Origin of the sequence: Mesorhizobium sp. LCM 4577 (genome assembly GCF_001854795.2) — a bacterium.
Lineage (GTDB): Bacteria > Pseudomonadota > Alphaproteobacteria > Rhizobiales > Rhizobiaceae > Mesorhizobium > Mesorhizobium plurifarium.
This window is the reverse complement of the sequence record NZ_MDDU01000001.1, coordinates 429302-450726: the sequence shown is the minus strand read 5'-3', so window position 1 is coordinate 450726 and position 21425 is coordinate 429302. Positions and strand designations below refer to the sequence as shown.

The 21425-nt window shown below is 64.6% G+C and carries 25 protein-coding genes; 4 read left to right on the top strand and 21 right to left on the bottom strand.

Going from position 1 to position 21425, the window contains the following annotated elements; genetic code table 11:
* Positions 1–251: 251 nt before the first annotated feature.
* The 9 genes from LCM4577_RS02220 to gcvA all read right to left on the bottom strand — a co-directional run bounded on the left by LCM4577_RS02220 (position 252) and on the right by gcvA (position 10273).
* Complete coding sequence (locus LCM4577_RS02220; protein WP_071069368.1) at positions 252–1838, bottom strand: FGGY-family carbohydrate kinase; 1587 nt, start codon at positions 1836–1838, stop codon at positions 252–254.
* Positions 1835–2518 carry an HAD family phosphatase gene (locus LCM4577_RS02215; RefSeq protein ID WP_071069366.1) on the bottom strand — a complete coding sequence of 228 codons (684 nt, stop codon included), beginning with the start codon at positions 2516–2518 and terminating at the stop codon, positions 1835–1837. Before LCM4577_RS02215 ends, LCM4577_RS02220 begins: the two co-directional genes overlap by 4 nt.
* A gap of 20 nt (positions 2519–2538) precedes the next feature.
* Entirely contained in the window at positions 2539–4017 is a 1479-nt protein-coding gene (locus tag LCM4577_RS02210; protein WP_071069364.1) for a mannitol dehydrogenase family protein, read from the bottom strand.
* 164 nt (positions 4018–4181) lie between these two features.
* Positions 4182–4952 (bottom strand): L-iditol 2-dehydrogenase, encoded by a 771-nt coding sequence (locus LCM4577_RS02205; RefSeq protein ID WP_071069362.1) that lies wholly within the window; start codon positions 4950–4952, stop codon positions 4182–4184.
* Positions 4953–4977: 25 nt separating this feature from the next.
* Entirely contained in the window at positions 4978–5982 is a 1005-nt protein-coding gene (locus LCM4577_RS02200; protein WP_071069360.1) for an ABC transporter ATP-binding protein, read from the bottom strand.
* A gap of 46 nt (positions 5983–6028) precedes the next feature.
* Positions 6029–6853, bottom strand: a complete 825-nt coding sequence (locus LCM4577_RS02195; protein WP_040987001.1) for a carbohydrate ABC transporter permease — start codon at positions 6851–6853, stop codon at positions 6029–6031.
* Between the two features lie 11 nt (positions 6854–6864).
* Entirely contained in the window at positions 6865–7737 is an 873-nt protein-coding gene (locus tag LCM4577_RS02190) for a carbohydrate ABC transporter permease (RefSeq protein ID WP_071069357.1), read from the bottom strand.
* A gap of 144 nt (positions 7738–7881) precedes the next feature.
* Positions 7882–9192 (bottom strand): sugar ABC transporter substrate-binding protein, encoded by a 1311-nt coding sequence (locus tag LCM4577_RS02185; RefSeq protein ID WP_040986998.1) that lies wholly within the window; start codon positions 9190–9192, stop codon positions 7882–7884.
* A 172-nt stretch (positions 9193–9364) separates the two neighbouring features.
* On the bottom strand, positions 9365–10273 hold the full coding sequence (gcvA, locus tag LCM4577_RS02180) for a transcriptional regulator GcvA (RefSeq protein WP_071069355.1): 909 nt from the start codon (positions 10271–10273) through the stop codon (positions 9365–9367).
* Between the two features lie 100 nt (positions 10274–10373).
* On the opposite strand from gcvA, the gene LCM4577_RS02175 reads away from it, so the two are divergent.
* Positions 10374–10559: a hypothetical protein gene (locus tag LCM4577_RS02175; protein ID WP_040986994.1), complete on the top strand. Its 186-nt coding sequence runs from the start codon at positions 10374–10376 to the stop codon at positions 10557–10559.
* Between the two features lie 20 nt (positions 10560–10579).
* On the opposite strand, the gene LCM4577_RS02170 is transcribed toward LCM4577_RS02175, so the two are convergent.
* Positions 10580–11536: a sugar-binding transcriptional regulator gene (locus tag LCM4577_RS02170; RefSeq protein WP_071069353.1), complete on the bottom strand. Its 957-nt coding sequence runs from the start codon at positions 11534–11536 to the stop codon at positions 10580–10582.
* 209 nt (positions 11537–11745) lie between these two features.
* Between LCM4577_RS02170 and LCM4577_RS02165 the strand changes: the two genes are divergently transcribed.
* Entirely contained in the window at positions 11746–12378 is a 633-nt protein-coding gene (locus LCM4577_RS02165) for an HAD family phosphatase (RefSeq protein WP_040986989.1), read from the top strand.
* 237 nt (positions 12379–12615) lie between these two features.
* On the opposite strand, the gene LCM4577_RS02160 is transcribed toward LCM4577_RS02165, so the two are convergent.
* The 9 genes from LCM4577_RS02160 to ureC form a co-directional block, all read right to left on the bottom strand.
* Positions 12616–13383, bottom strand: coding sequence for a class II aldolase and adducin N-terminal domain-containing protein (locus LCM4577_RS02160; protein WP_040986987.1), 768 nt, complete (start codon positions 13381–13383; stop codon positions 12616–12618).
* A gap of 74 nt (positions 13384–13457) precedes the next feature.
* Positions 13458–14090, bottom strand: coding sequence for an urease accessory protein UreG (gene ureG, locus LCM4577_RS02155; RefSeq protein WP_041003813.1), 633 nt, complete (start codon positions 14088–14090; stop codon positions 13458–13460).
* Positions 14087–14527 (bottom strand): DUF3995 domain-containing protein, encoded by a 441-nt coding sequence (locus tag LCM4577_RS02150; RefSeq protein ID WP_071069351.1) that lies wholly within the window; start codon positions 14525–14527, stop codon positions 14087–14089. The genes ureG and LCM4577_RS02150 overlap by 4 nt, the downstream gene beginning before the upstream one ends.
* Complete coding sequence (locus tag LCM4577_RS02145; protein WP_071069855.1) at positions 14524–15195, bottom strand: urease accessory protein UreF; 672 nt, start codon at positions 15193–15195, stop codon at positions 14524–14526. Before LCM4577_RS02145 ends, LCM4577_RS02150 begins: the two co-directional genes overlap by 4 nt.
* Complete coding sequence (ureE, locus tag LCM4577_RS02140) at positions 15188–15754, bottom strand: urease accessory protein UreE (RefSeq protein WP_071069349.1); 567 nt, start codon at positions 15752–15754, stop codon at positions 15188–15190. The genes LCM4577_RS02145 and ureE overlap by 8 nt, the downstream gene beginning before the upstream one ends.
* Complete coding sequence (locus tag LCM4577_RS02135) at positions 15751–16356, bottom strand: glutathione S-transferase family protein (RefSeq protein WP_071069347.1); 606 nt, start codon at positions 16354–16356, stop codon at positions 15751–15753. Before LCM4577_RS02135 ends, ureE begins: the two co-directional genes overlap by 4 nt.
* Before the next feature lie 46 nt (positions 16357–16402).
* Complete coding sequence (locus LCM4577_RS02130; protein ID WP_071069345.1) at positions 16403–16996, bottom strand: hypothetical protein; 594 nt, start codon at positions 16994–16996, stop codon at positions 16403–16405.
* Between the two features lie 38 nt (positions 16997–17034).
* Complete coding sequence (locus LCM4577_RS02125) at positions 17035–17523, bottom strand: DUF29 domain-containing protein (protein ID WP_071069344.1); 489 nt, start codon at positions 17521–17523, stop codon at positions 17035–17037.
* 60 nt (positions 17524–17583) lie between these two features.
* Positions 17584–19296 carry an urease subunit alpha gene (gene ureC / locus LCM4577_RS02120; RefSeq protein WP_071069343.1) on the bottom strand — a complete coding sequence of 571 codons (1713 nt, stop codon included), beginning with the start codon at positions 19294–19296 and terminating at the stop codon, positions 17584–17586.
* Between the two features lie 167 nt (positions 19297–19463).
* Between ureC and LCM4577_RS02115 the strand changes: the two genes are divergently transcribed.
* Together LCM4577_RS02115 and LCM4577_RS02110 are read left to right on the top strand one after the other, a co-directional pair.
* On the top strand, positions 19464–19841 hold the full coding sequence (locus LCM4577_RS02115) for a hypothetical protein (protein ID WP_116389956.1): 378 nt from the start codon (positions 19464–19466) through the stop codon (positions 19839–19841).
* A gap of 117 nt (positions 19842–19958) precedes the next feature.
* The gene (locus tag LCM4577_RS02110; protein ID WP_244508198.1) at positions 19959–20444 is read left to right on the top strand and encodes a hypothetical protein; all 486 of its coding nucleotides are present in this window, start codon (positions 19959–19961) and stop codon (positions 20442–20444) included.
* A gap of 50 nt (positions 20445–20494) precedes the next feature.
* On the opposite strand, the gene LCM4577_RS02105 is transcribed toward LCM4577_RS02110, so the two are convergent.
* The gene (locus tag LCM4577_RS02105) at positions 20495–20800 is read right to left on the bottom strand and encodes an urease subunit beta (protein WP_040986972.1); all 306 of its coding nucleotides are present in this window, start codon (positions 20798–20800) and stop codon (positions 20495–20497) included.
* Positions 20801–20807: 7 nt separating this feature from the next.
* Entirely contained in the window at positions 20808–21401 is a 594-nt protein-coding gene (locus LCM4577_RS02100; protein ID WP_071036676.1) for a HupE/UreJ family protein, read from the bottom strand.
* Positions 21402–21425 lie beyond the last annotated feature (24 nt).

Sequence of the window (21425 nt, the reverse complement as noted above, 5' to 3'; positions counted from 1 at the left end):
CCCCACTCCGTCTCGGCTTCGCCGAGCCACCTCTCCCCCGATCGACGGGGTAGAGGAAAGGCGCTAAGCCTTTTTGCCGTCGACGCTCGTCCGGCAACGCTCCCTTCCTTTCCCTCCGGAGGGGGAAAGGTGGCGCTGCGAAGCAGCGACGGATTGGGGGAACCACCTGGCAATCAAGCCTCACGTCGATCAGTCACGCCAGTCACAGAACATGTGTGCATAGAGCGTAGCGGAATTGCGTATGATGGAAGCTATCCGATCGCGTCGAGCATCTGCCGCTGGCGGTGCATCTCGAGGAAGATCCGGTAATCGCGGTCGAAGCGGGCGCCGGCTTCCTTGTTGGGCGCGCGCGTCCTGCCGCCTTGCTGCATGGCGACGCAAGCCGCGTTGAGATCGGGGTAGAGCCCGGCGGCCGTCGCCGCCACCATGCCGGTGCCGAGCAGCACCGCCTCGTCGGCAAGCGGCTCGACCACGGTGCAGCCGGTGGCGTCGGCATAGAGCTCCATCAACAGCGGGTTCTTGGTGTGGCCGCCGGTGACATGCAGCGTGTCGATCAGATAGCCGTTCTCGTTCAGCGCCTCGAGCACATGGCGCACGCCGAGCGCGATGCCGACCGCGGTGCGCCAATAGAGCTTGCACAGGCTGTCGAAGGAGGAATCGAGCGTCAGGCCGCTGATGACGCCGACGGCGTGCGGATCGGCGAGCGGCGAGCGGTTGCCGTGGAAATCCGGCAGCACATGCAGCCGCGCAGCCAGCGCATCACCCTCCTCGGCGCGCAGCTCGGCGACGCGCCGGGCGATCTTCATATGCATGGCGGCGTCCGGCTCGCCGCCGGCGCCGTGCCAGCGGATGATGTGGTCGAGCAGCGCGCCGGTGGCCGACTGGCCGCCTTCCGACAGCCACAGCGTCGGCAAAGCCGCGCCGTAATAGGGCCCCCATACCCCGGCAAAGGGCTGCGGGTCGAGCGACATCGCCATGACGCAGGACGATGTGCCGGCAATCAGCGCCAGATGGCGGCTGATGTTCTTCTCGTCACCGGCAAAGCCGCCCAGGACACCCAGCGCGCCGGCATAGGCATCGATGACGCCGGCGCCGACCCGGCATTTCTCGGTCAAGCCGAGCTCGGCCGCGGCCTTCRCCGTCAGCGGACCGATATCGGCGCCGACCGGGCTTGCCTTTTCCGGTAGATTGCCGTGCTCGAAGAGATCGCCAAGCCCGACCAGCTCGAAGAAATCGCGCCGCCAGCTTTTTTCCTCATGCGCCAGATAGGTCCACTTGGCCGTCAGCGTGCATTGCGAGCGGGCAAGCGAGCCTGATGCCTTCCAGGTCAGGAAATCGGCGAGATCGAACAGGTAGCCGGCTTCATTCCATGTCTTCGGCAGATGGCGCTTCAGCCACATCAGCTTCGGCGTTTCCATCTCCGGCGACATCACGCCGCCTATATAGTCGAGCACGGCGTGGCCGCTGGTCGTGCATTCATCCGCCTCGGCGATGGCGCGATGGTCGAGCCACACAAGCGTGTCCCAGCGCTTCTCGCCGGTGACCGAGACGCTGATCTGGCCGCCCTGCYTATCGCGCGCAACCAGCGAGCAGGTCGCGTCGAAGGAGATGCCGGCGATATCGCCGCCGGCGACGCCGGATTTCTCGAGAGCGGTCCGCACGGATTTGCAGACCGCCGACCAGATGTCTTCCGAATCATGCTCGGCGTGATCGGGCTTGGGCTGGTGCATGGCGATCGGATGATCGGCGCGGCCGAGCAGGTTGCCTTCAGAGTCGAGAATGCCCGCGCGAGCGCTCCCGGTGCCGACATCGACCGCGCAAACGAAACTCTTCCTCAAGATGCTTTTTCTCTCGCTCCCAGGCCTGCAATCAGATCGGGCAATTGCAGCATGTCAGCGAATATAAAGTCAGGCTCCGTCGACGCAAGCCGCGCCTTGAGGGTGGGGTTGGAGGCATGCGAGCCGCCGGTGAAGGCAAAGACGCGCATGCTTGCGGCGCGGGCGGCGGCCACGCCGGCCGGGCTGTCCTCGATCACCAGGCAGGTGCGCGGATCCGCCCGCATCGAGGCGGCGGCATGGAGGAAAAGGTCGGGCGCCGGCTTGCCGCGTTTGACCATGGTGGCGCTGAAGAGATGCGGCTCCAGCAGGGGGAGCAGGCCGGTGACCTCGAGCGCGTAGCGGATGCGCTCCAGCGTGCCGGACGAGGCGACGCAACATGGCCGGCCGAGCTTCGGCAGCACCTCCTTGACGCCGGGGATCGGCTTCAATTCCTCGCGGAATTTGCGCATGAGGTCGACGCGCATGGCGGTCAGATGCCGGTCGCTGATCTCCAGCCCGAACTCCCGGCCGAGGATCTCGCGCACGCTCTTCATGCTCTTGCCCAGGAAATGCTCGTAGGCGGTGTCCTCGCTCACCGTGCCGCCGGCAAGCTCGATCATGTCGAGCAGCGCCGAGACCGAAAGCGCCTCGCTGTCGACCAGCACGCCGTCGCAGTCGAAGATGACCAGTTTCGGCGTCATCGCGCTGCTTCCAGTGAGCGTCAGAGCTTGCCGGCGAGATAGCGCGTCAGGGTTTCGCGCGCGCCGTTCGCCCACAGCGCCTTCAAGGCATGGGCGAAGGCCTCGGCGAAGACGGGCGAGCGGCCGACATCGCCATAGATGTCCTCCATCGCCAGCCAGGCCTTGGGATCGTCCTTGGCCGCCTTCGCGGTCGCCTGCATGCGGTCCCAGCTCGGGTCGTTCGGCTCGATGACGGCGCCGCTGTCGGTGGTGCCGAAGCAGTAGCGGCACCACAAGGCCGATTCCAGCGCGAGACCGGCAACGCCCTTGCCCGCCTTCAGCCGGTCGGCGATCGTCGGGATGATGAATTTCGGCTGGCGGTTCGAGCCGTCGAGGCAAAGCCGGCGGATGGTGTCGCCGATCTTGGGATTGGAGAAGCGGCGCTCGATGAGCTGATAATAGTCCTCCAGATCGGTGTTGGGCACCGGCGGCACGGTCGGGATGATCTCGTCATGCTCGAGCTTCGACAGGAAGGCGCGCACCAGCGGCTCCTGCATGCCTTCATGGACGAAATGGATGTCCATCAGCCCGGCTGGATAGGCGATGGTGGCGTGGCCGCCATTGAGGATGCGGATCTTCATCAGCTCGTAAGGCGAGACGTCCTTGACGAACTGCACGCCGACCTTTTCCAGCGCCGGACGGCCGGCGGTGAAATGGTCCTCCAGCACCCATTGCCTGAACGGCTCGCAGAACACCGGCCAATTGTCCTCCAGGCCGAAATCATCGGCGAGTATCTTGCGCTCGCGGTCGCTGGTGGCCGGCGTGATGCGGTCGACCATGCCGTTCGGGAAGGYGACCTTGTCCTCCACCCATTTGGCGAGGTCCTCGTCGATCAGCCGCGCAAGGCCGATGACGCCATCGGAGGTGACATGGCCGTTATGGGGGATGTTGTCGCAGGACATGACGGTGAACGGCACGATGCCGTCGGCGCGCCGGCGCAGCAGGCCCGCGAGGATGATGCCGAAAACGGTCTTCGGCACGGCGCCGGGCTGCGCGTCGGCAACGATGTCGGGATGGGCCGGGTTGAACTTGCCGGAAGCCGGGTCGATGAAATAGCCGCCTTCGGTGATGGTCAGCGAGACGATCTTGATCGCCGGATCGGCAAGCCGTTCGATGATCGCGGCCGCGTCGCCGGGCGTCAGGAAATCGATCATGGCGCCGGTGACGCGGGCGCTCATATGGCCCTGGTCCTGCTCGACGACGGTGGTCAGCCAATCCTGCTCCTCGAGCTTGGAACGGCCGATCTTCTCGCCTTCGAACACGCCGGCGCCGATCAGCGCCCAGTCATGGCCCTCGCCGGTGCCGAACAGATCGTCGAGATAGACCGCCTGATGCGAGCGGTGGAAGTTGCCGACGCCGAAATGGACGATGCCGGCTTTCAGGGCGGAGCGGTCATATTTCGGACCGGCGACCTTGGCCGGCAGCCTGCCGAGGTTCGAGGAAGAGAGTTTCACGGTCATCTCATTTTACCCTTTGGCCGATCTGCAGCCCGACTGTTTCCGCCTCCTTCGGGAGGGCGAGGATGAGGGGCAGCATCTGGTGTTCCGGTATGCTGCCCCTCACCTGCCCCGCGGCGTCTTCTCCGGAGGAAAGAAGAGAAGCGCCTCCCCCTCAACTTGTCCCCTCAACTCATCCATTGGCCGCCGTCGACATTGTAGGTCTGGGCGACAATGTATTCGGCCTCGTCGCTGGCGAGGAACACGGCCATGCCGGCGAGATCCTCGGGCTTGCCCATGCGGCCGTAGGGCACGCCTTCGCCGACCAGCCGCTTCTTCTCGCCCTTGGGCCGGTTCTCGTATTTGGCGAAGAGCGCGTCGACCTGGTCCCACATGTCGCTGTCGACCACGCCTGGCGCGATGCCGTTGACGTTGATGCGGTGCTTGATCAGGTCGAGCCCGGCCGATTGCGTCAGCGAGATGACGGCGGCCTTGGTGGCGCAATAGACGGCGACCAGCGGCTCGCCGCGCCGGCCGGCCTGACTCGCCATGTTGATGATCCTGCCGCCCTTGCCACGCGCGATCATCGAGCGGGCGGCCGCCTGCAGCATGAAGAGCGTGCCGGCGACATTGACGGCGAACAGTTTTTCGTAGCTCGCCCTGGTTATCTCGACAATCGGCGCGAGGTCGAAGATCGCCGCGTTGTTGACCAGCACGTCGAGCCCACCGGTCTTCGCCTCGACCGCCTTCACCGCGGCCTCGATCGAGGACTGATCGGTGACGTCGAGCCGGATCGAGTAAGCGGCGGGGCCGATCGCTTTCGCCGTCGCTTGCGCCGCGTCGAGGTCGATATCGGCAATCGCCACCGTCGCGCCTTCGCGCGCATAGGCTTCGGCGAAGGCCCTGCCGATGCCGCGCGCCGATCCGGTGATCAGCGCCGATTTGCCTTTCAGCCTCACTTTGCCGTCCTCACTGGGCCCGTCCTCACTGGGCCAACGCCTTGCCGTCGGCGCCAAAGCGGTGCAGCTTGGTCTTGTCGGGGGTCAGGTAGACGGTATCGCCATGCCTCACCGCGACCTCGCCGTCGGCGCGCACATTGATCGTGCCGATGCCGTCCGCCTGGACGTGCAGGAAGGTGTCGGAACCAAGATGCTCGGCAACGCCCACCGTCGCCTTCCAGTCGCCGGACGAGGTCGAGATGTTCAAATGCTCGGGCCGGATGCCGATGGTCTTGGCGCCGTATTTCTCCGCCGGCGCGCCTTCGATCATGTTCATCTTGGGCGAGCCGATGAAGCCGGCGACGAAGAGGTTCTTCGGCGTCTTGTAGAGCTCCATCGGCGAACCGACCTGCTCGATGTTGCCGGCATTGAGCACGACGATCTTGTCGGCCATGGTCATGGCCTCGACCTGGTCGTGGGTGACGTAGATCATCGTCGTCTTCAACTGCTGGTGCAGCTCGCTGATCTCCAGACGCATGGTGCCGCGCAGCGCCGCATCCAGGTTGGACAGCGGCTCGTCGAACAGGAAGGCCGAGGGCTGGCGCACGATGGCGCGGCCGATGGCGACGCGCTGGCGCTGGCCGCCGGACAGCTGGCCCGGACGGCGCTCGAGATAGTTGGTGAGGTTCAAGACGCGCGCGGCGTCCTTCACCTTCTTGTCGATGGTCGCCTGGTCCTCGCCGGCCATCTTCAGCGGGAAGGCGATGTTCTTGGCGACCGTCATGTGCGGATAGAGCGCGTAGGACTGGAACACCATGGCGAGCTTGCGCTTGGCCGGAGCCTCGCGGGTGACGTCGCGGCCATCGATCGAGATGGTGCCGCCGCTTGTGTCCTCAAGCCCGGCGATCAGCCGGAGCAGCGTGGACTTGCCGCAACCCGAGGGGCCGACGAACACCACGAACTCGCCGTCCTCGATGTTGAGGTCGATGTTCGGAATGATCGTCGTCGACCCGAAGGACTTGGAGACGTTCTTGAGCGTGATGTTTCCCATGGTTTCCTCCCGGGGATATCTATCGTCGTCCGCCGCTTGGGCGCTCTTACTTCACGGCGCCAAAGGTCAGGCCGCGCACCAGCTGCTTCTGGCTGAACCAGCCCATGATCAGGATCGGCGCGATCGCCAGCGTCGAGGCCGCCGACAGCTTGGCCCAGAACAACCCTTGAGGACTGGAGAAGGAGCTGATGAAGGCGGTCAGCGGCGCGGCGTTGGTGGTGGTGAGCCGGATGGTCCAGAACGCCTCGTTCCAGGCCAGGATGATGTTCAAGAGCATGGTCGAGGCAATGCCGGGAACGGCCATCGGCGTCAGCACATAGATGATCTCGTTCCACAGCGAGGCGCCGTCCATGCGCGCGGCCTCCAGGATCTCGCCCGGGATCTCGCGGAAATAGGTGTAGAGCATCCACACCACGATCGGCAGGTTGATCAGCATCAGCATCACGGTAAGGCCGATGCGGCTGTCGAGCAGCCCTGAGTCGCGGAAGATCAGGTAGATCGGGAACAGCACCGCGACGGCCGGCATCATCTTGGTGGACAGCATCCACATCAGGATGTCCTTGGTGCGCTTGGTCGGCGAGAACGCCATCGACCAGGCCGCCGGGATGGCGACGATGAGCGCGAGGATGGTCGAGCCGACCGACAGCAGCACCGAATTGAAGAAGAACTTGAAGTAGCCGCTCTGCTGCTGGACCTCCGAATAGCTCTCGAAGGTCCCGGAGGGGATCAGGTTGAAGCCCTGGATCGCCTCCTGCTCCGACTTGAACGAGGTGATGATCGTATAGAGGATCGGAAAGAAGATCAGCAGGGCGACGATCCAGGCCGCGGCCGTGGCGATGGTCTTGTGCTGGGTGGTGACTGCGCGGGCCATCTTATCCTCCCTTACTTGTCCAGATTCTTGCCGACGGCGCGCATGGCGAAGAAGGCAACGATGTTGGCGAGAATGACGGCGATGACGCCACCGGCTGATGCCTGGCCGATTTTGAACTCCAACAGCGCCTTCTGGTAGACGAGGAAGGGCAGGTTGGTGGAGGCGTAGCCCGGGCCGCCATTGGTGGTGACCAGGATTTCGGCATAGATCGACAGCAGGAAGATCGTCTGGATCAGGATGACGACGGTGATGGCGCGCGACATGTGCGGCAGCGTCAGATACCAGAAGCGGCTGAGGAAGCCGGCGCCGTCCATCTCGGCCGCCTCCTTCTGCTCGCCGTCGAGCGACTGCAGCGAAGTGAGCAGGATCAGCGTGGCGAAGGGCAGCCACTGCCAGGCGACGATGAGGATGATGGCGGTCAGCGGGTGCTGGCCGAACCAGTCGATCGGCTGGGCGCCGAAGAAGCGCGCGATGTCGGCGAAGACGCCGTATTGCGGGTGCATGATCATGTTCTTCCAGACAAGGGCCGCGACCGGCGGCATGACGAAGAACGGCGAGATGACCAGAATGCGCACGATGCCCTGGCCCCAGATCGGCTGATCGAGCAGCATCGCCAGAAGGATGCCGCCGACCACGGTGATGACCAGCACGCTGACGACGATGATCAGCGTGTTGAGGATCGAGGAGAGGAAGGCCGGGTTGGAATAGAACAGCGCGTAGTTGGAGAAGCCGACGAAGCCGTCACGGATCGGGTTCAGCGGATTGTATTGCTGGAACGAGAACCAGAGCGTGAACAGCAGCGGCACGATCATCCAGACGAACAGCAGGATCACCGATGGCGCCATCATGAAACGGGCAAGCGAACGGGTTTGCTGAGTAGCCATGACGGTCACCCTCCCAAAGTCAGCCGGATTTTCAGAGTTGCGCCCAGAATCTTCCCGGTCTTGAAGGGTGGCCGCCCGAACTGGGTTTCGGGCGGCCCCTTGCCGGCCATGATAGGCGACCGGCGTTCGGCACCGGGAGGAGCCTTACTTGATGTAGCCGCCTTCGGTCATCGCCGCGGTGGCTGCGTCCTGGGCCTGCTTGAGAGCATCGTCGACGCTCGACTGGCCGGCGAGAGCCGCCGAGAAGAGCTGGCCGACGGTGGTGCCGAGACCCTGGAATTCAGGAATGGCGACGAACTGCACGCCGACATAGGGCACCGGCTTGACGGTCGGATGCGTCGGATCGGCGGCGTTGATGGAGTCCAGCGTCATCTTCGCGAAAGGCGCCGCCTTCTGGTACTCCGGATTGGCATAGAGCGAGGAGCGCGTGCCCGGAGGAACGTTAGCCCAGCCTTCCTTCGAGGCGACCAGCTCGGCATAGTGCTTCGAGGTTGCCCAGGAGACGAACTTCTCGGCGGCGTCGGCCTTCTGGGTGCCGGCGGGGATCGCCAGCGACCATGCCCACAGCCAGTTGCCGCGCTTGCCGAGGCCGTTGTCCGGCGCCAGCGCATAGCCGACCTTGTCGGCGACCTGCGAGGCCTTCGGATCGGAGACGAAGGACGCGGCGACGGTGGCGTCGATCCACATGCCGCACTTGCCCTGCTGGAACAGCGCCAGGTTCTCGTTGAAGCCGTTGGACGAAGCCCCTTCCGGACCGTCGGCCTTCATCAGGTCGACATAGAACTGCAGCGTGTTCTTCCACTCGGGCTGGTCGAATTGCGGCTTCCAGTTCTCGTCGAACCAGCGGGCGCCGAAGGAGTTCGACATGGCGGTGAGGAAGGCCATGTTCTCGCCCCAGCCGGCCTTGCCGCGCAGGCACACGCCGTTCACGCCGTTGGCGCGGTCGGTCATCTTGTCGGCTGCCTGCTTGATGAAATCCCAGGTCGGGGCGTCGGGCATCTTCAGGCCCGCCTTCTCCATCAGGTCCTTGCGGTACATGACGAAGGAGCTTTCGCCGTAGAAGGGCGCGGCGTAGAGCTTGCCGTCGACCGAAAGACCGCCGGCGATGGCCGGGATGATGTCCTTGACGTCATAGTCGTCGCCAAGCTTGTCGAGGGGCAGGAGCCAGCTCTGCTTTGCCCAGATCGGAACCTCGTAGGTGCCGATGGTCATGACGTCGTACTGGCCGCCCTTGGTGGCGATGTCGGTGGTGACGCGCTCGCGCAGCACGTTCTCTTCAAGCGTGACCCAGTTGAGCTGGATGTCGGGGTTTGCCTTGGTGAAGTCGTCCGTCAGCTTCTGCATGCGGACCATGTCGCCATTGTTGACGGTGGCGATGGTGATGGATTCGGCATGCGCGGCGAAAGCGAGGGCGCTGGCCGACAACAGGCCCAGGGTGAGCGTGCGAAGTTTCATCAAATTCCTCCCTTAAACCAAGATGAGCATTTGCCTTGGTTCTGAGCAATTACTCACTTACCGTGATTTATGTCAAGCCGGAATCTATGCTGCGTCGCAGCAGAAATGACGCGAGGTGAGCCGGCCCGACGATGCGGCCGGCCTTCGGGAAGGGGAGCTAGCGGCGGCCTGCTTACGGGCAGGCGATCTCGGCCAGGATCCAGTCGCGGAAGGCGCGGATCTTCGGCACGTTGCGGCGGGCCGTCGGATAAACCAGCCAATAGGCATGGCCGTCATCGCCCACGAGATCGAAGGGCTGGACCAGGCGGCCGTCGGCGATCTCGTTCTTGAACAGGGCCCTGGTCAGGATCGCCACGCCGTGGCCGGCCATCGCCGCGTTCGCCTCATAGGCCTGCGCGCCCATGCTGGAGCCCGGCCGCTTGGCGAGGTCGTGCCCGGTCACGCCGGCGGCCGCGAACCATTGCGACCACCAGATGTCGCCGGGATCGAGGATCGGCAGGCGCAGGAGGTCGGCAGGCTCCTTGACGCCGCCGATGCTCGCGGCGAGCTTGGGGCTCAGCATCGGCGTGAAATCGGCGTCGAGCAGCTTGTGCGCCTCCAGGCCCGGCCATTTGCCGCCGCCGGAGCGGATGGCGAGATCGACATCCTCGCGCGCGAAATCGGTCAGGCGGCTCGACGTGTCGAGCCGTACGGCAAGCGCCGGATGGGCAAGCTGGAACGAACCCAGATGCTGCGCCAGCCAGTTCGAGGCGAAGGTCAGCACGGTGGTGACGCAAAGCAGGCCGTCGGCGCCGCCGCGCGCCGCGGCATAGGCCTGGCCCAGGATGGAGAAGGCCTCGCTGACGGCGGGCGCCAAGCGCTGGCCGGGCTCGGTCAGCTCGATCTGCTTCGGACGGCGCAGGAACAGCGGCGCGCCGATGCGCTCCTCCAGCACCTTGATCTGATAGCTCGCGGCCGCCTGGGTCATGCCCAGTTCCTGCGCTGCCTTCGTAAAGGACAGGTGCCTCGCCACCGCTTCGAATACCCGGATCGCCTGCAGCGGTGGCAGCGGCGCCAGCTGCGGAGAACTCAGATCGGGCATAAGGCCTCCTTATGGGTCATGATCGAGGTTTAATTGGAAGCACGAACCGGCCAGACCGATATTTGGGGTTGACGATCAATCCAGTTCAAGGCTGACGATCATGGTCACGGTTCAGGAAAAACTCGTTTCCACCCCGGCACGCGGCTGGTTTTTCACGCTTGTGCGCGAATTTGCAAGGTTTTCGGGCCGCAGGCGCGGCTATATCGATGTCCGGGAGCTATCCGAGCATCTGCAGCGCGACATGGGTTTTCTCGACGGCAACGACCCGCGCGGCCCCTCGCAATAGCCGGCTCTTTTTATGGGCAATCAGCCGGCAAGCAGGGCTTCGGCAGTCCGCTCGTCGGTGATGAGGCCGTTGACGAGCCGGCGATTGACGGCCGCCAGGATGCCCGGCAGCTTGCGCTCGCCCATGGCCAAGGCAATGACCAGCGACCTTTCCCGCGACGGCAGCGCGGCGGAAGACACGCGGTCGTTGGTGATGCCCTCGATCATACGGCCTTCGCGGTCGAAGACCCAGCCGACGATCTCGGCGATGCCGCCGGCCTTCTGCAGCGCCTTCAACTCGCTTTCGGAAATGAAGCCGTCCTCGTAAAGCGGCGCCTTGGGCCCGAGATCGCCAATGCCGACGAAGGTGACGTCGGCTTCCGCGGCCAGCGCCAGGGTCGGCTGGATCATCGGTTGGTTGAGCAGCATCTCGCGCTCTTCCGGCGAGGAGGCGATGACCGGCAGCGGCATCGGAAAGGATCGCGCCTTGACGCGGTCGGCCATGGTGAAGATGACGTTGTAGAAGGCGGCCGAGCCGTCGGGCGAGATGTTGCCGGTCAAGGACACGACCTTATGCTGCGGGCAGTCCATCGGCGGCAGCTGCTCGATCGCCGCCTTCAGCGTGCGCCCGGTGCCGATCGCCATGACGATGGGCGTGTCCGAGCGCAGCCGGCGTTCGATCTCGGCCGCGGCCGCCTCGGCGATGCCGATCGTCGTCGAATTCGACGTCGGATCGCTTGGCACCACCTCCACAAGGTCGAGCGCGAACCGTGACTTCAGGCGGGCGGCAAGGTCGAGGCAGTTGGCGATCGGATGATCGACCCGCACCTTGATCAGCCCTTCCGACATGGCGAGCGACACCAGCCGCTGCGCCGTCTGCCTCGAGATGCCGAGCTTCGCGGCGATCTGGTCCTGCGTGTTGCCGGCAACATAATAGAGCCAGCCGGCGCGCGCGGCGTCGTCCAACCTGGTGTTGCCGGTTTCCTGTCGCGAATTCACGTCCTGCCTCCCCGCCCGCAAGAATGCTGAAGCGGGCGCCATAGCTTACAGCGAATATCGCGGCGCGCAATTGCTTATCGGAAGAGCAATTGCTTGAGCGGCTCACAAGCTGGCGAAGGATCAATTCGTCGCGCTTGCGACCATTTGCCGGGCGGGACGGTTTATCTCCACCGGGAAACCGATTAAGGGATCGACGAAAGGAGCCACGCATGACGCCAAAAGCCGTTTTCTGGGATATGGACGGAACGCTGGTCGACAGCGAGCCGTTGCATGAGGCGGCGCTCGCGGCGGCCCTGCGCAGCGTCGGCATCGCTCCGCCGCACGACCTGCATGAGCGCGTGCTGGGCATCGCCGCATGGCCGGTCTACGAGATGCTGCGCGACGAGTTCGGCCTCGACCTGCCCTTCGACGACTGGATCGTGCGCAAATACGATCACTATCTGCCGCTGGCCGAAACGCTTAAGCCTCGCCCCGGCGCGATCGAAGTGTTCAACGAGTTGCGGGCGCTGGGCGTCGAGCAGGCGGTGGTGTCCAACTCCGACCGGCTGATCGTCGACGCCAATCTGCGCGCCGTCGGCCTCACCTATCCGGGCATGATGACGGTCAGCCGCAACGACGTGATCGACGGCAAGCCGCTTCCCGAACCCTTCCTGCGCGCCGCCTATCTCGCCGGGGTCGAGCCGGCCGACGCATTCGCCGTCGACGACAGCCTGACCGGCGCCATGGCCGGACTGGCGGCCGGCATGAAGACGATCTTCTGGCCGGAAGCGCCGATGGAAGGTCCGGCCGGGGCGATCGTGATCAGCAGCGCCGAGGAATTGCGGGCGCAACTGGGGCTTTAAGCCCGAACGTCGGTGCTGCCTCATCTTCGGGCAGCTTGGCGCATGCATTGTCCAACGTAGCGCTGGTCGACCCCCACTCCGTCTCGGCTTCGCCGAGCCACCTCTCCCCCGATCGACGGGGTAGAGGAACGGCGCCCTTCCTTTCCCTCCGGAGGGGGGAAAGGTGGCGCTGCGAAGCAGCGGCGGATTGGGGGAACCACGCGGCAATCAAGCCTGGGCCTGATCAGTCGCGCAGCATCAATTCCTATAGACCGGCTCTTCCTCGTCGAGGATCGCCTTCAACTCGGCCAGATGGCGCTCGGCCTGGCCGGGATAGTCGTCCATTTCGCGCGCGGTCTTCTCGGCGATCTCGTCGGAGAGCGTGCGCAGCGGCCGGCCGGTCCACAGCGCCTTGATGTAGGTCTCGGCGGCGCGCTCGAAATAGAACATGCGGTTGAAGGTGTCGGCGACGGTGTCGCCGATGACCATGACGCCGTGATTGCCCATGACCATCACCTTGACCTTGGGGTCGGTGAGAAGCTGCGAGCAGCGCTCGCCCTCCTCCTCGAAAGCCAGCCCGCCATAATTGGCGTCGACGACATGGCGGTTGAAGAACATGGCCGAGTTCTGGTCGACCGGCGGCAGCGTCGAATCGGCGAGCGAAGCAAGCACGGTGGCGTGGATGGAATGGACATGCATGGCGCAACGCGCATGCGGGACGTTGCGATGGATGGCGCCGTGCAGACCCCAGGCGGTCGGGTCGGGCGCGTTGGGACCGGACAGCGTGTCGGGATCGTTGGCGTCGATCAGGAGCAGGTCGCTCGCCTTGATGCGCGAGAAATGCACCTGGTTGGGATTCATCAGAAATTTCGTGCCGTCCTCGTTGACCGACAGCGAGAAGTGGTTGGCCACCGCCTCATGCATGTTGAGCCGAGCGGTCCAGCGGAAGGCGGCGGCGAGGTCGACCCGCTCCTCATAATAGGGCAGGTTGCTCAGCGGTTCCTTGTGCAGGCGGGCAAGGCTCATCGAAAATCCTCCTGTTTGGGGGAGAATGCCGTGCCTGACGGCTGCCAGCAACCGCAAACTGGTAGGTCAGCGGCTCAGGCGGCAGGCCGTTCCGACTGCAGCCCGCCCTGCTCGACAATGAAGTCGATCACTTGCTGCAAGCCCTTGCCGCGCGACAGGTCGGTGAAGCCGAAGGGCCGCTTGCCGCGCATGCGGCCGGCATCGGACTCCATGACGTCGAGGTTGACGTTCACATAGGGCGCCAGATCGCTCTTGTTGATGATCAGGAAATCCGACCGGGTGATGGCCGGGCCGCCCTTCCTCGGGATCTCCTCGCCCTGGCAGACCGAGATGACATAGAGCGTCAGGTCGGCAAGGTCGGGCGAGAAGGTGGCGGCGAGGTTGTCGCCGCCGGATTCGATGAAGATGATGTCGAGATCCGGGAACTTTCTGTTCAACTCGGCAATGGCGCGCAGATTGATCGAGGCATCCTCGCGGATGGCGGTGTGCGGGCAGCCGCCGGTCTCGACGCCGACGATGCGCTCCTCCGGCAATGCTTGTAGCCGCGCGAGCATCATCGCATCCTCCTTGGTGTAGATGTCGTTGGTGACGACGGCGATCGAGAAATCGTCTCGCAGCGCCTTGCAGAGCTTTTCTGTCAGCGTCGTCTTGCCGGAGCCGACCGGACCGCCGATGCCGATGCGAAGAGGACCGTTTTTCGACGTCATGCCGGGAACTCCGTGATGGCAAGGATTGCGAAGCCCAGCCCGATCAGCAGGCAGAGCGGCGAATAGAAGCTTTGGTCGAGCCGCGCGAAAGGTTGCTCCGGCGCCAGCCGGCGCCACCAGGGCGTGAAGCCGGCAATGCCGCGGCCGAGGAAGACGAGGCCGATCATCAACGCCGTGGCGGCCAGGCCTTCCCTTGGAAAGGGCGTGGCGAAGACACCTGCGAGCGCCAGCGGCCAGAGCGTCGCGAGCGCGAGGCACGCGGCGACTGCAAAACTCGCGAATGACGACGGCATCTCGTCGACGCCGCGGAAGCCGACCACGGCACGCGCGCAGGACGCCTGGTCCGTGCCCGGCCAGATGCCGCCTATGCCCCAATAGACATGCAGCGTCGTGATCAAAAGCAGGACGAAGGAGAGGATGACGGCAAGCACGGTCATGAGCGGAACAGCCGCGAATATTGCGTTTCGTGCCTCATCGCCACTATGTCCGACATGAAGGCCGCGCCGCCCAGATCGTCGAGCGTCGACGCCGCCGCCCGGGCGGCCGTGTCCATAGCGAGATTTTCGAAGCCGGCTAACAATGCGACGGCGTCGACCTGGCCGACGACGCCGAGCCTGATCGCCGCCTGCACCAGATTGGAGAAGAAAGCCTGCAGGAAGGCGGACAGAGCCTGCGCAAGATCGATGCCGCCGCTACCGGCAACGGCGCCGACGGCAACGCAATAGGGGCAATCGGCCGGCAAGCGCAGCAGCACCGGAGAGGACCAGGCGGACGCGGCCTGGAGGAAGGCCACGCCCTGCAGCATGGTTTCGAGATGACGCTCCTGCGACCCGGCAAGCGCCTCGGCCAGCGTGGCGACTTCGACCAGATCGCCGCCGTCACGCGCGCGGCGCCAGCTTTCGGCGAAGAGCACGGCGTCGTTCCAGCCCGAGCCCATCTCGATCAGTGTCTCCAGCCAGCCGGCGAGATCTTCACGATCCGCGATCAGCCCATCCTGCGCGGCGCGCTCAAGCCCGTGGCTGTAGGAGAAGCCGCCGACCGGGAAGGCCGGCGACAGCCAGGCCATAAGCCGCAGCAGCGCTATCGACGACGGCTGGTCAATCATGGTGATGGTCGTGGTGGTGATGGTCGTGACCATGATGATCGTGACCGTGGTCATGATCGTGATGATCATGCGAATGGCCGTGATCGTGGCCATGCCCGGAGTAAGCGCCGCGCACGGGGCTGAACGGCTGCAAAACCTCTTTCACCGTGGCGCCGAGGCCTTCGAGCATCGCCTTGATGACATGGTCGCGCAGGATGAGGATGCGGTCCGCCTCGATCGCCGCCGCAAGGTGACGGTTGCCGATGTGCCAGGCGAGTTCAGTCAGATGCACGGCGCCGCGGGCGCGGATGTCGTAGACCTCCTCGGGCGCCGCGACGATTTCGAGCTGGCGGCCGTCCTCCAGCACCAGCCGGTCGCCATTGGCGAGCGCCACCGGTTCGGGCAGGTCGACCAGCACCTTATCGCCGCCGGCGGTCTCGACGGCGCGGCGGCGCAGATGGCGCTCGTCATGCGGCAGCACGGCCTTGTCATAGGGCGTGATCGAAGCCGGGTCGCCGGCGGCAAGCACCGAGACGGCGCGCGGGAACTTGGTGAAATCGGTGGTGATGTTGAGCTTCATTTCATGGCTCCGCCATTAGCTTGGGCACGGGCACGAGCGGGGCGCCCGAGGACACGGTCGAAATAGGCATTCACCCGGTCGGACTCGATCGGAAAACGGCCGGCGCGCGCCCAGCCGCCCATATCGCCCAGCAACACGTCGACCGCGGAGAAGCGGTCGCCCAAAGCAAAGGATTTATCGCCAAGCCTGCGATCCAGCGCTTTTATTTCGGATGCGAAATCATAGGCCGCGGCCGGGCCGACATCGACCCGAACATCCTTGGGCAGCAGGAAGCGATGGCGCAGCTTGTTCCAGAGCGGCGCTTCCACTTCGCTCTGGGCGAAATGCATCCAGGAATCCATCTCGGCGCGCCCGGCAAGGCCGGGATTGGCGCCCATGCCCTGCTCCGCGTGCTTGTCCGCCAGATAGACGCAGATCGCCGCCGAATCCGTGACCTTGACATCGCCGTCGATCAGGATCGGCACCTTGCCGGAAGGATTGAGCGCATAGGCCTCCGGCGAGCGCAGCTTGACCTCGACGAACTCGTAGGGTTGCCCGAGCTCCTCGAGCATCCAGAGCACCCGGCTGACCCGGGAGCCGCGCGATCCGACCGCCTTGTACATGGTTGAACTCTTGCCTTTTTCGAGAACCCTACCGCATCGCGAACGCTCAGACGATGGTGTCGAAGAGCCGCAGGATGAACGATATCTGATAGATCAGCGCGGCCGCGACGAAGGCGATGTGGAAGCGGCGGTCGCGCACCAGGATCGCCACCAGGCAAAGCGCCACGAAGACCGGCGTGCGGATCAGATATTCGTTGCCGAAGCGGGCGAAATGCTCCGGGCCTTTGAGCAGCGTGTCGATGACGTCGAGCAGATAGGTCGCGCCAAGCAGCCCGAAGAACCAGGCGCGGCGCGAATAGAAATAATCCTCGTAGCTGGTGTAATCGAGCATCGAATCCGGAAACAGCAGCGCGCAGAGCAGGAACAGCGTGATGGCGTAGAAGATGATGAAAAGGTACTTGCCGAAGGTCCAGTTCCCGATGGCGTAGAGGCCGAACTCCCACCACCAGAAATGCACCAGCATCAGCAACACCGAGGCGACCCAGGCGAGATGCACCGCATAGAGCCGGTACTGGCCGGGATGCTGGACGATGCGGGCGGTTCCCGAAAGCAGACGCGTGACGCCGAGGCCGATCACCATGCCCATGACGATGCGGATATGCGGGAAGATATCGTGCGGAGAGGCTATTTCGGTGGGCATCGACCTTAAACAAAGAATGCGGAAAGAAGCGCAGGTGGTCAGTCTCGCAGGAAATCGTCCATCGAAAGAGGCCCACCCGGCCAAAACCGGCCGTCGAGCGCTTGCTTGGGTGTAAAGGGAGGTTCGCTGGGGAAATATGCCTTCTTCATTCCTGTCTCTCTGACAGCAACGGGCAAAGCTCCTTTATACGCCTCCTCGAAGATTTGGGCCGGATATCGGCGAAGGCTCGGGCTATCCTTGATGATACCGTCGATCCAGGTGCGCTGCTCGGAGATCGACGCTTGCCAGCTATGGCACCGGTGGCCGGGTTGGAATTCCCATTTCAGCAGGTGGGTGATCAGTACTTCCATCCTGCTACGGATCTCCCGCTTGTCCCTCCTTCCCAAGCTCTCGATCTCCTCGGCCAAATTGTCTCGGTCAACCTCGGAAAGACGTCCTTCACGCAGCAGGGTGGCTTGCTCCGCACACCACTGGACGAAGTCCGCTTCGTAGGGCGTCGACGCCCGGAGACGATCAATCCTGTTCATGGGCGCATCATGCCCTCAATTTGCGAAAATCGCAAAGAACGCGCGCACGCACGCCGCTTGTCAGAACAGAAAATATCTCTGCGCCATCGGCAGCACGGTCRCCGGCTCGCAAGTCAGCAGTTCGCCGTCGGCGCGCACTTCATAGGTTTCCGGATCGACCTCGACATGCGGCGTGGCGTCGTTGAGGACCATGGAGTGCTTGCCAATGCCGCCGCGCGTGTTCTCGACCGCGATCATCGCCTTGTCGACGCCGAGCCTTTCATGCAGGCCGGCGTCGAGCGCCGCCTTCGAGACGAACGTCACGGATGAATTGGTCAGCGCCTTGCCATAGGCGCCGAACATCGGCCGGTAGTGCATCGGCTGCGGCGTGGGGATCGAGGCGTTGGGATCGCCCATCGGGGCGGCAGCGATCGAGCCGCCGACCAGCACCATCTCCGGCTTGACGCCGAAGAAGGCCGGGTTCCACAAGACGAGATCGGCGCGCTTGCCTACCGTGATCGAGCCGATCTCCTTCGACAGGCCGTGCGCGATGGCCGGGTTGATCGTGTATTTGGCGATATAGCGGCGGACGCGGACATTGTCGTTGTCGCCGGTTTCGCCCGGCAGCGCGCCACGCTGGCGCTTCATCTTGTCGGCGGTCTGCCAGCAGCGGATCGCCACCTCGCCGACGCGGCCCATGGCCTGACTGTCGGAAGAGATGATCGAGAAGGCGCCGAGATCGTGCAGGATATCTTCCGCTGCGATCGTCTCCTTGCGGATGCGGCTCTCGGCGAAGGCGATGTCCTCGGGGATCGACGGCGACAGATGATGGCAGACCATCAGCATGTCGAGGTGCTCGGCCAGCGTGTTGACGGTGTAGGGCCTGGTCGGATTGGTCGAGGACGGGATGACGTTGGGCAGGCCGCAGACCTTGATGATGTCGGGCGCGTGGCCACCACCGGCGCCCTCGGTGTGGAAGGCATGGATGGTGCGGCCTTTGATGGCCGCCACCGTGTTCTCGACGAAGCCGGATTCGTTCAGCGTGTCGGTGTGGATCATCACCTGCACGTCGTAGGCGTCGGCGACCGACAGGCAGCAGTCTATTGCGGCGGGCGTCGTGCCCCAATCCTCATGCAGCTTCAGCGAGCAGGCGCCGGCCAGCACCATCTCTTCCAGCGCCGCCGGCTTTGACGCATTGCCCTTGCCCGACAGGCCGATATTCATCGGAAAGGCGTCGAAGGACTGGATCATGCGCGCCATGTGCCAGAGGCCGGGCGTGCAGGTGGTGGCCAAGGTGCCGTGCGCCGGACCGGTGCCGCCGCCGAGCATCGTGGTGATGCCGCTCATCAGCGCTTCCTCGATCTGCTGCGGGCAGATGAAATGGATATGCGCGTCGAAGCCGCCGGCCGTCAGGATCTTGCCTTCGCCGGCGATGATCTCGGTGCCGGGGCCGATGACGATGGTGACGCCGGCTTGCGTATCCGGATTGCCGGCCTTGCCGATCGCGGCGATGCGGCCGTCCTTCAGGCCGATATCGGCCTTGACGATGCCGGCGAGCGCATCGACGACCAGCGCGTTGGTGATGACGGTATCGACCGCGCCGCCCGCCCGCGTGACCTGGCTCTGGCCCATGCCGTCGCGGATGACCTTGCCGCCGCCGAACTTCACTTCCTCGCCGTAGACCGTAAGGTCCTTCTCGACTTCGATGAAGAGCTCGGTGTCGGCGAGCCGCACCTTGTCGCCGACCGTCGGTCCATACATCTGCGCATAGGCGGCGCGGCTTATCCTGGCCATCAGAAATTGCTCCCGAAATTCCAATTGATTGCGTACTGGGCACACATTGTCGCCACCCAATGGTCACGCAATGACCCGCCCGGCGACACTTTGAGCGCCAATTTGGACGTTCCCATCGAACCGTTGAGGCGGGCGGAATCACTCCCAAGCCGATGGAAGGAATATCCATGCGCAAAGCGATAGTTTTCGCCGCGACCGCCACCCTGATGATGGCGGGTGCCGCGAGCGCTCAGCAGCAGCCGACGCCGCAGCCCAGCCCGGCGCCGACTGCGCCCGCCGCCCCGAAAGCTCAGCCCGCCGTGCCGGCGATCCAGAGCGTCAACGTCGTCGACATCACCGAACTGCCCAAGGACACGCAGACGCAGGTCAACCAAATCGTGGCGCAGCGCGGCGATGCCGGTCTGCAGACGTTGCGTAAATCGATCGACGCCACGCCCAAGGTGAAATCCGCGCTCGAAGCCAAGGGCATGAGCTCGGCGCAGGTGATTGCCGCCAGCATGCAGCCCAATGGCGCGCTGACGCTGATCACCAAGAAAGCGAGCTGATCGCGGGCCAGGGCGGGCCGCCTCGCGGTCCGCCGGCAGGCTTTTGAAGGGAACCTGCAGCCAGGCAGGACCGTTTCGCTGTTTTCGCCCCGCCACGAGTTCAGTCAGGAGCGAATGATGGCGAATGCCCCGCGCTCTGCAAGACCGATTGCCATGATTGCCGCCGCGCTTTTCATGGCCGCGCCCCATTCGGCATCCGCGGTGCAGYCCCTGCACAGCGACAAGCCCGCCGCGGCGATCGTCGATTCCGATGTCCGGCAGGAAGAGTCGCTCTCCAAGACGGAGGCCGGAAAGGTCATTACGGCCATCGACCGCACCCGCGACAACATCGGCACGGTGCGCAAGACCACCAAGCTCGACACGGTCGACATCGTGTTCCTGACCGATGCCGCGCGCAGCGAAGGCGGGCCGCCGCCGGCCATCGAGAACAAGGTGAAGCAGCATCAGGAGGATGTCGCCGAACTGCGCCAGGAGATCGAGGCGAACGCCCTGCTCTTCAACGCGATCGATTCGCGACGCGTGCAGGCCGAGGACGTGCTCGCCGTGGAGTTCGACAATCCGGGGAAGGTCGTCATCTACGCGGCCGCCAAGCCCCCGAAGTGATGGCCCCCGAAGTGATGGCCGCCGAAGCGATGTGAGCGCGGCGGCGGACCTCACAGCTTGCCCATCACCTTCTGCTGGAAACCATAGACCTCGCGCCCGCCGCCCAGCGGCACCAGCGTGACATCGCGCTCCTGTCCCGGCTCGAAGCGCATGGCGGTGCCGGCGGCGATGTCGAGCCGCATGCCCCGCGCGCGCTCGCGGTCGAATTTCAGGCCCTCATTGGTCTCGAAGAAATGATAGTGGCTGCCGACCTGGATCGGCCGGTCGCCGCTGTTGGCGACCTTGAGCGTCACCGTGGGCAAGCCCTCGTTCAGCTCGATGTCGCCTTTGGCGGTGATGACTTCGCCGGGGATCATGGCGCCCTCACAACATGCCGAAGGCGAGGCCGACGCCGACCGCAGCACACGCGGCGCCGGCGGCACGCACGAGGCCGCGGAAGCGCTGGCCGAGGCTGAGAGCCGCCGCGATGCCGATGCCGTGCAGCAGCGCCGTGGCCACCGCGAAGCCCGCCATATAGTCTAGTCCGGCGGCATTTTCCGGCACTTCGGTGCCGTGGGCGTGACCGTGGAACAGCGCGAACAGGCCGATGATGGCGACACCGGCGGAGACCGGCAGGTCGATCGCCAGCGCCACCAGCAGCCCGAGCGCCACGACGGAAGCGAGGATGGCCGGCTCCACGAAGGGCACCGGCACATGCAGCATGCCGAGCGCTGCGCCAACCAGCATCACGCCGACAAAGGCAAGCGGCCAGGCAAGAACCGCCTTGCCGCCCTTCAGCGCCGCCCATAGGCCGACAGCGATCATCACGGTCATATGGTCGAGCCCGGACAGCGGATGGGCGAAACCGGCGGCGAAGGACGAGGTGGCGCCTGCGCCGACATGGGCGTAAGCCGGCATGGCGGCCGCCAGGAAAAGGATCGCGGCAAGTGTGGTTCGTTTCGTCGAAGCGGGAATCATCTTTCTGCCCTTCCAAATCATGTG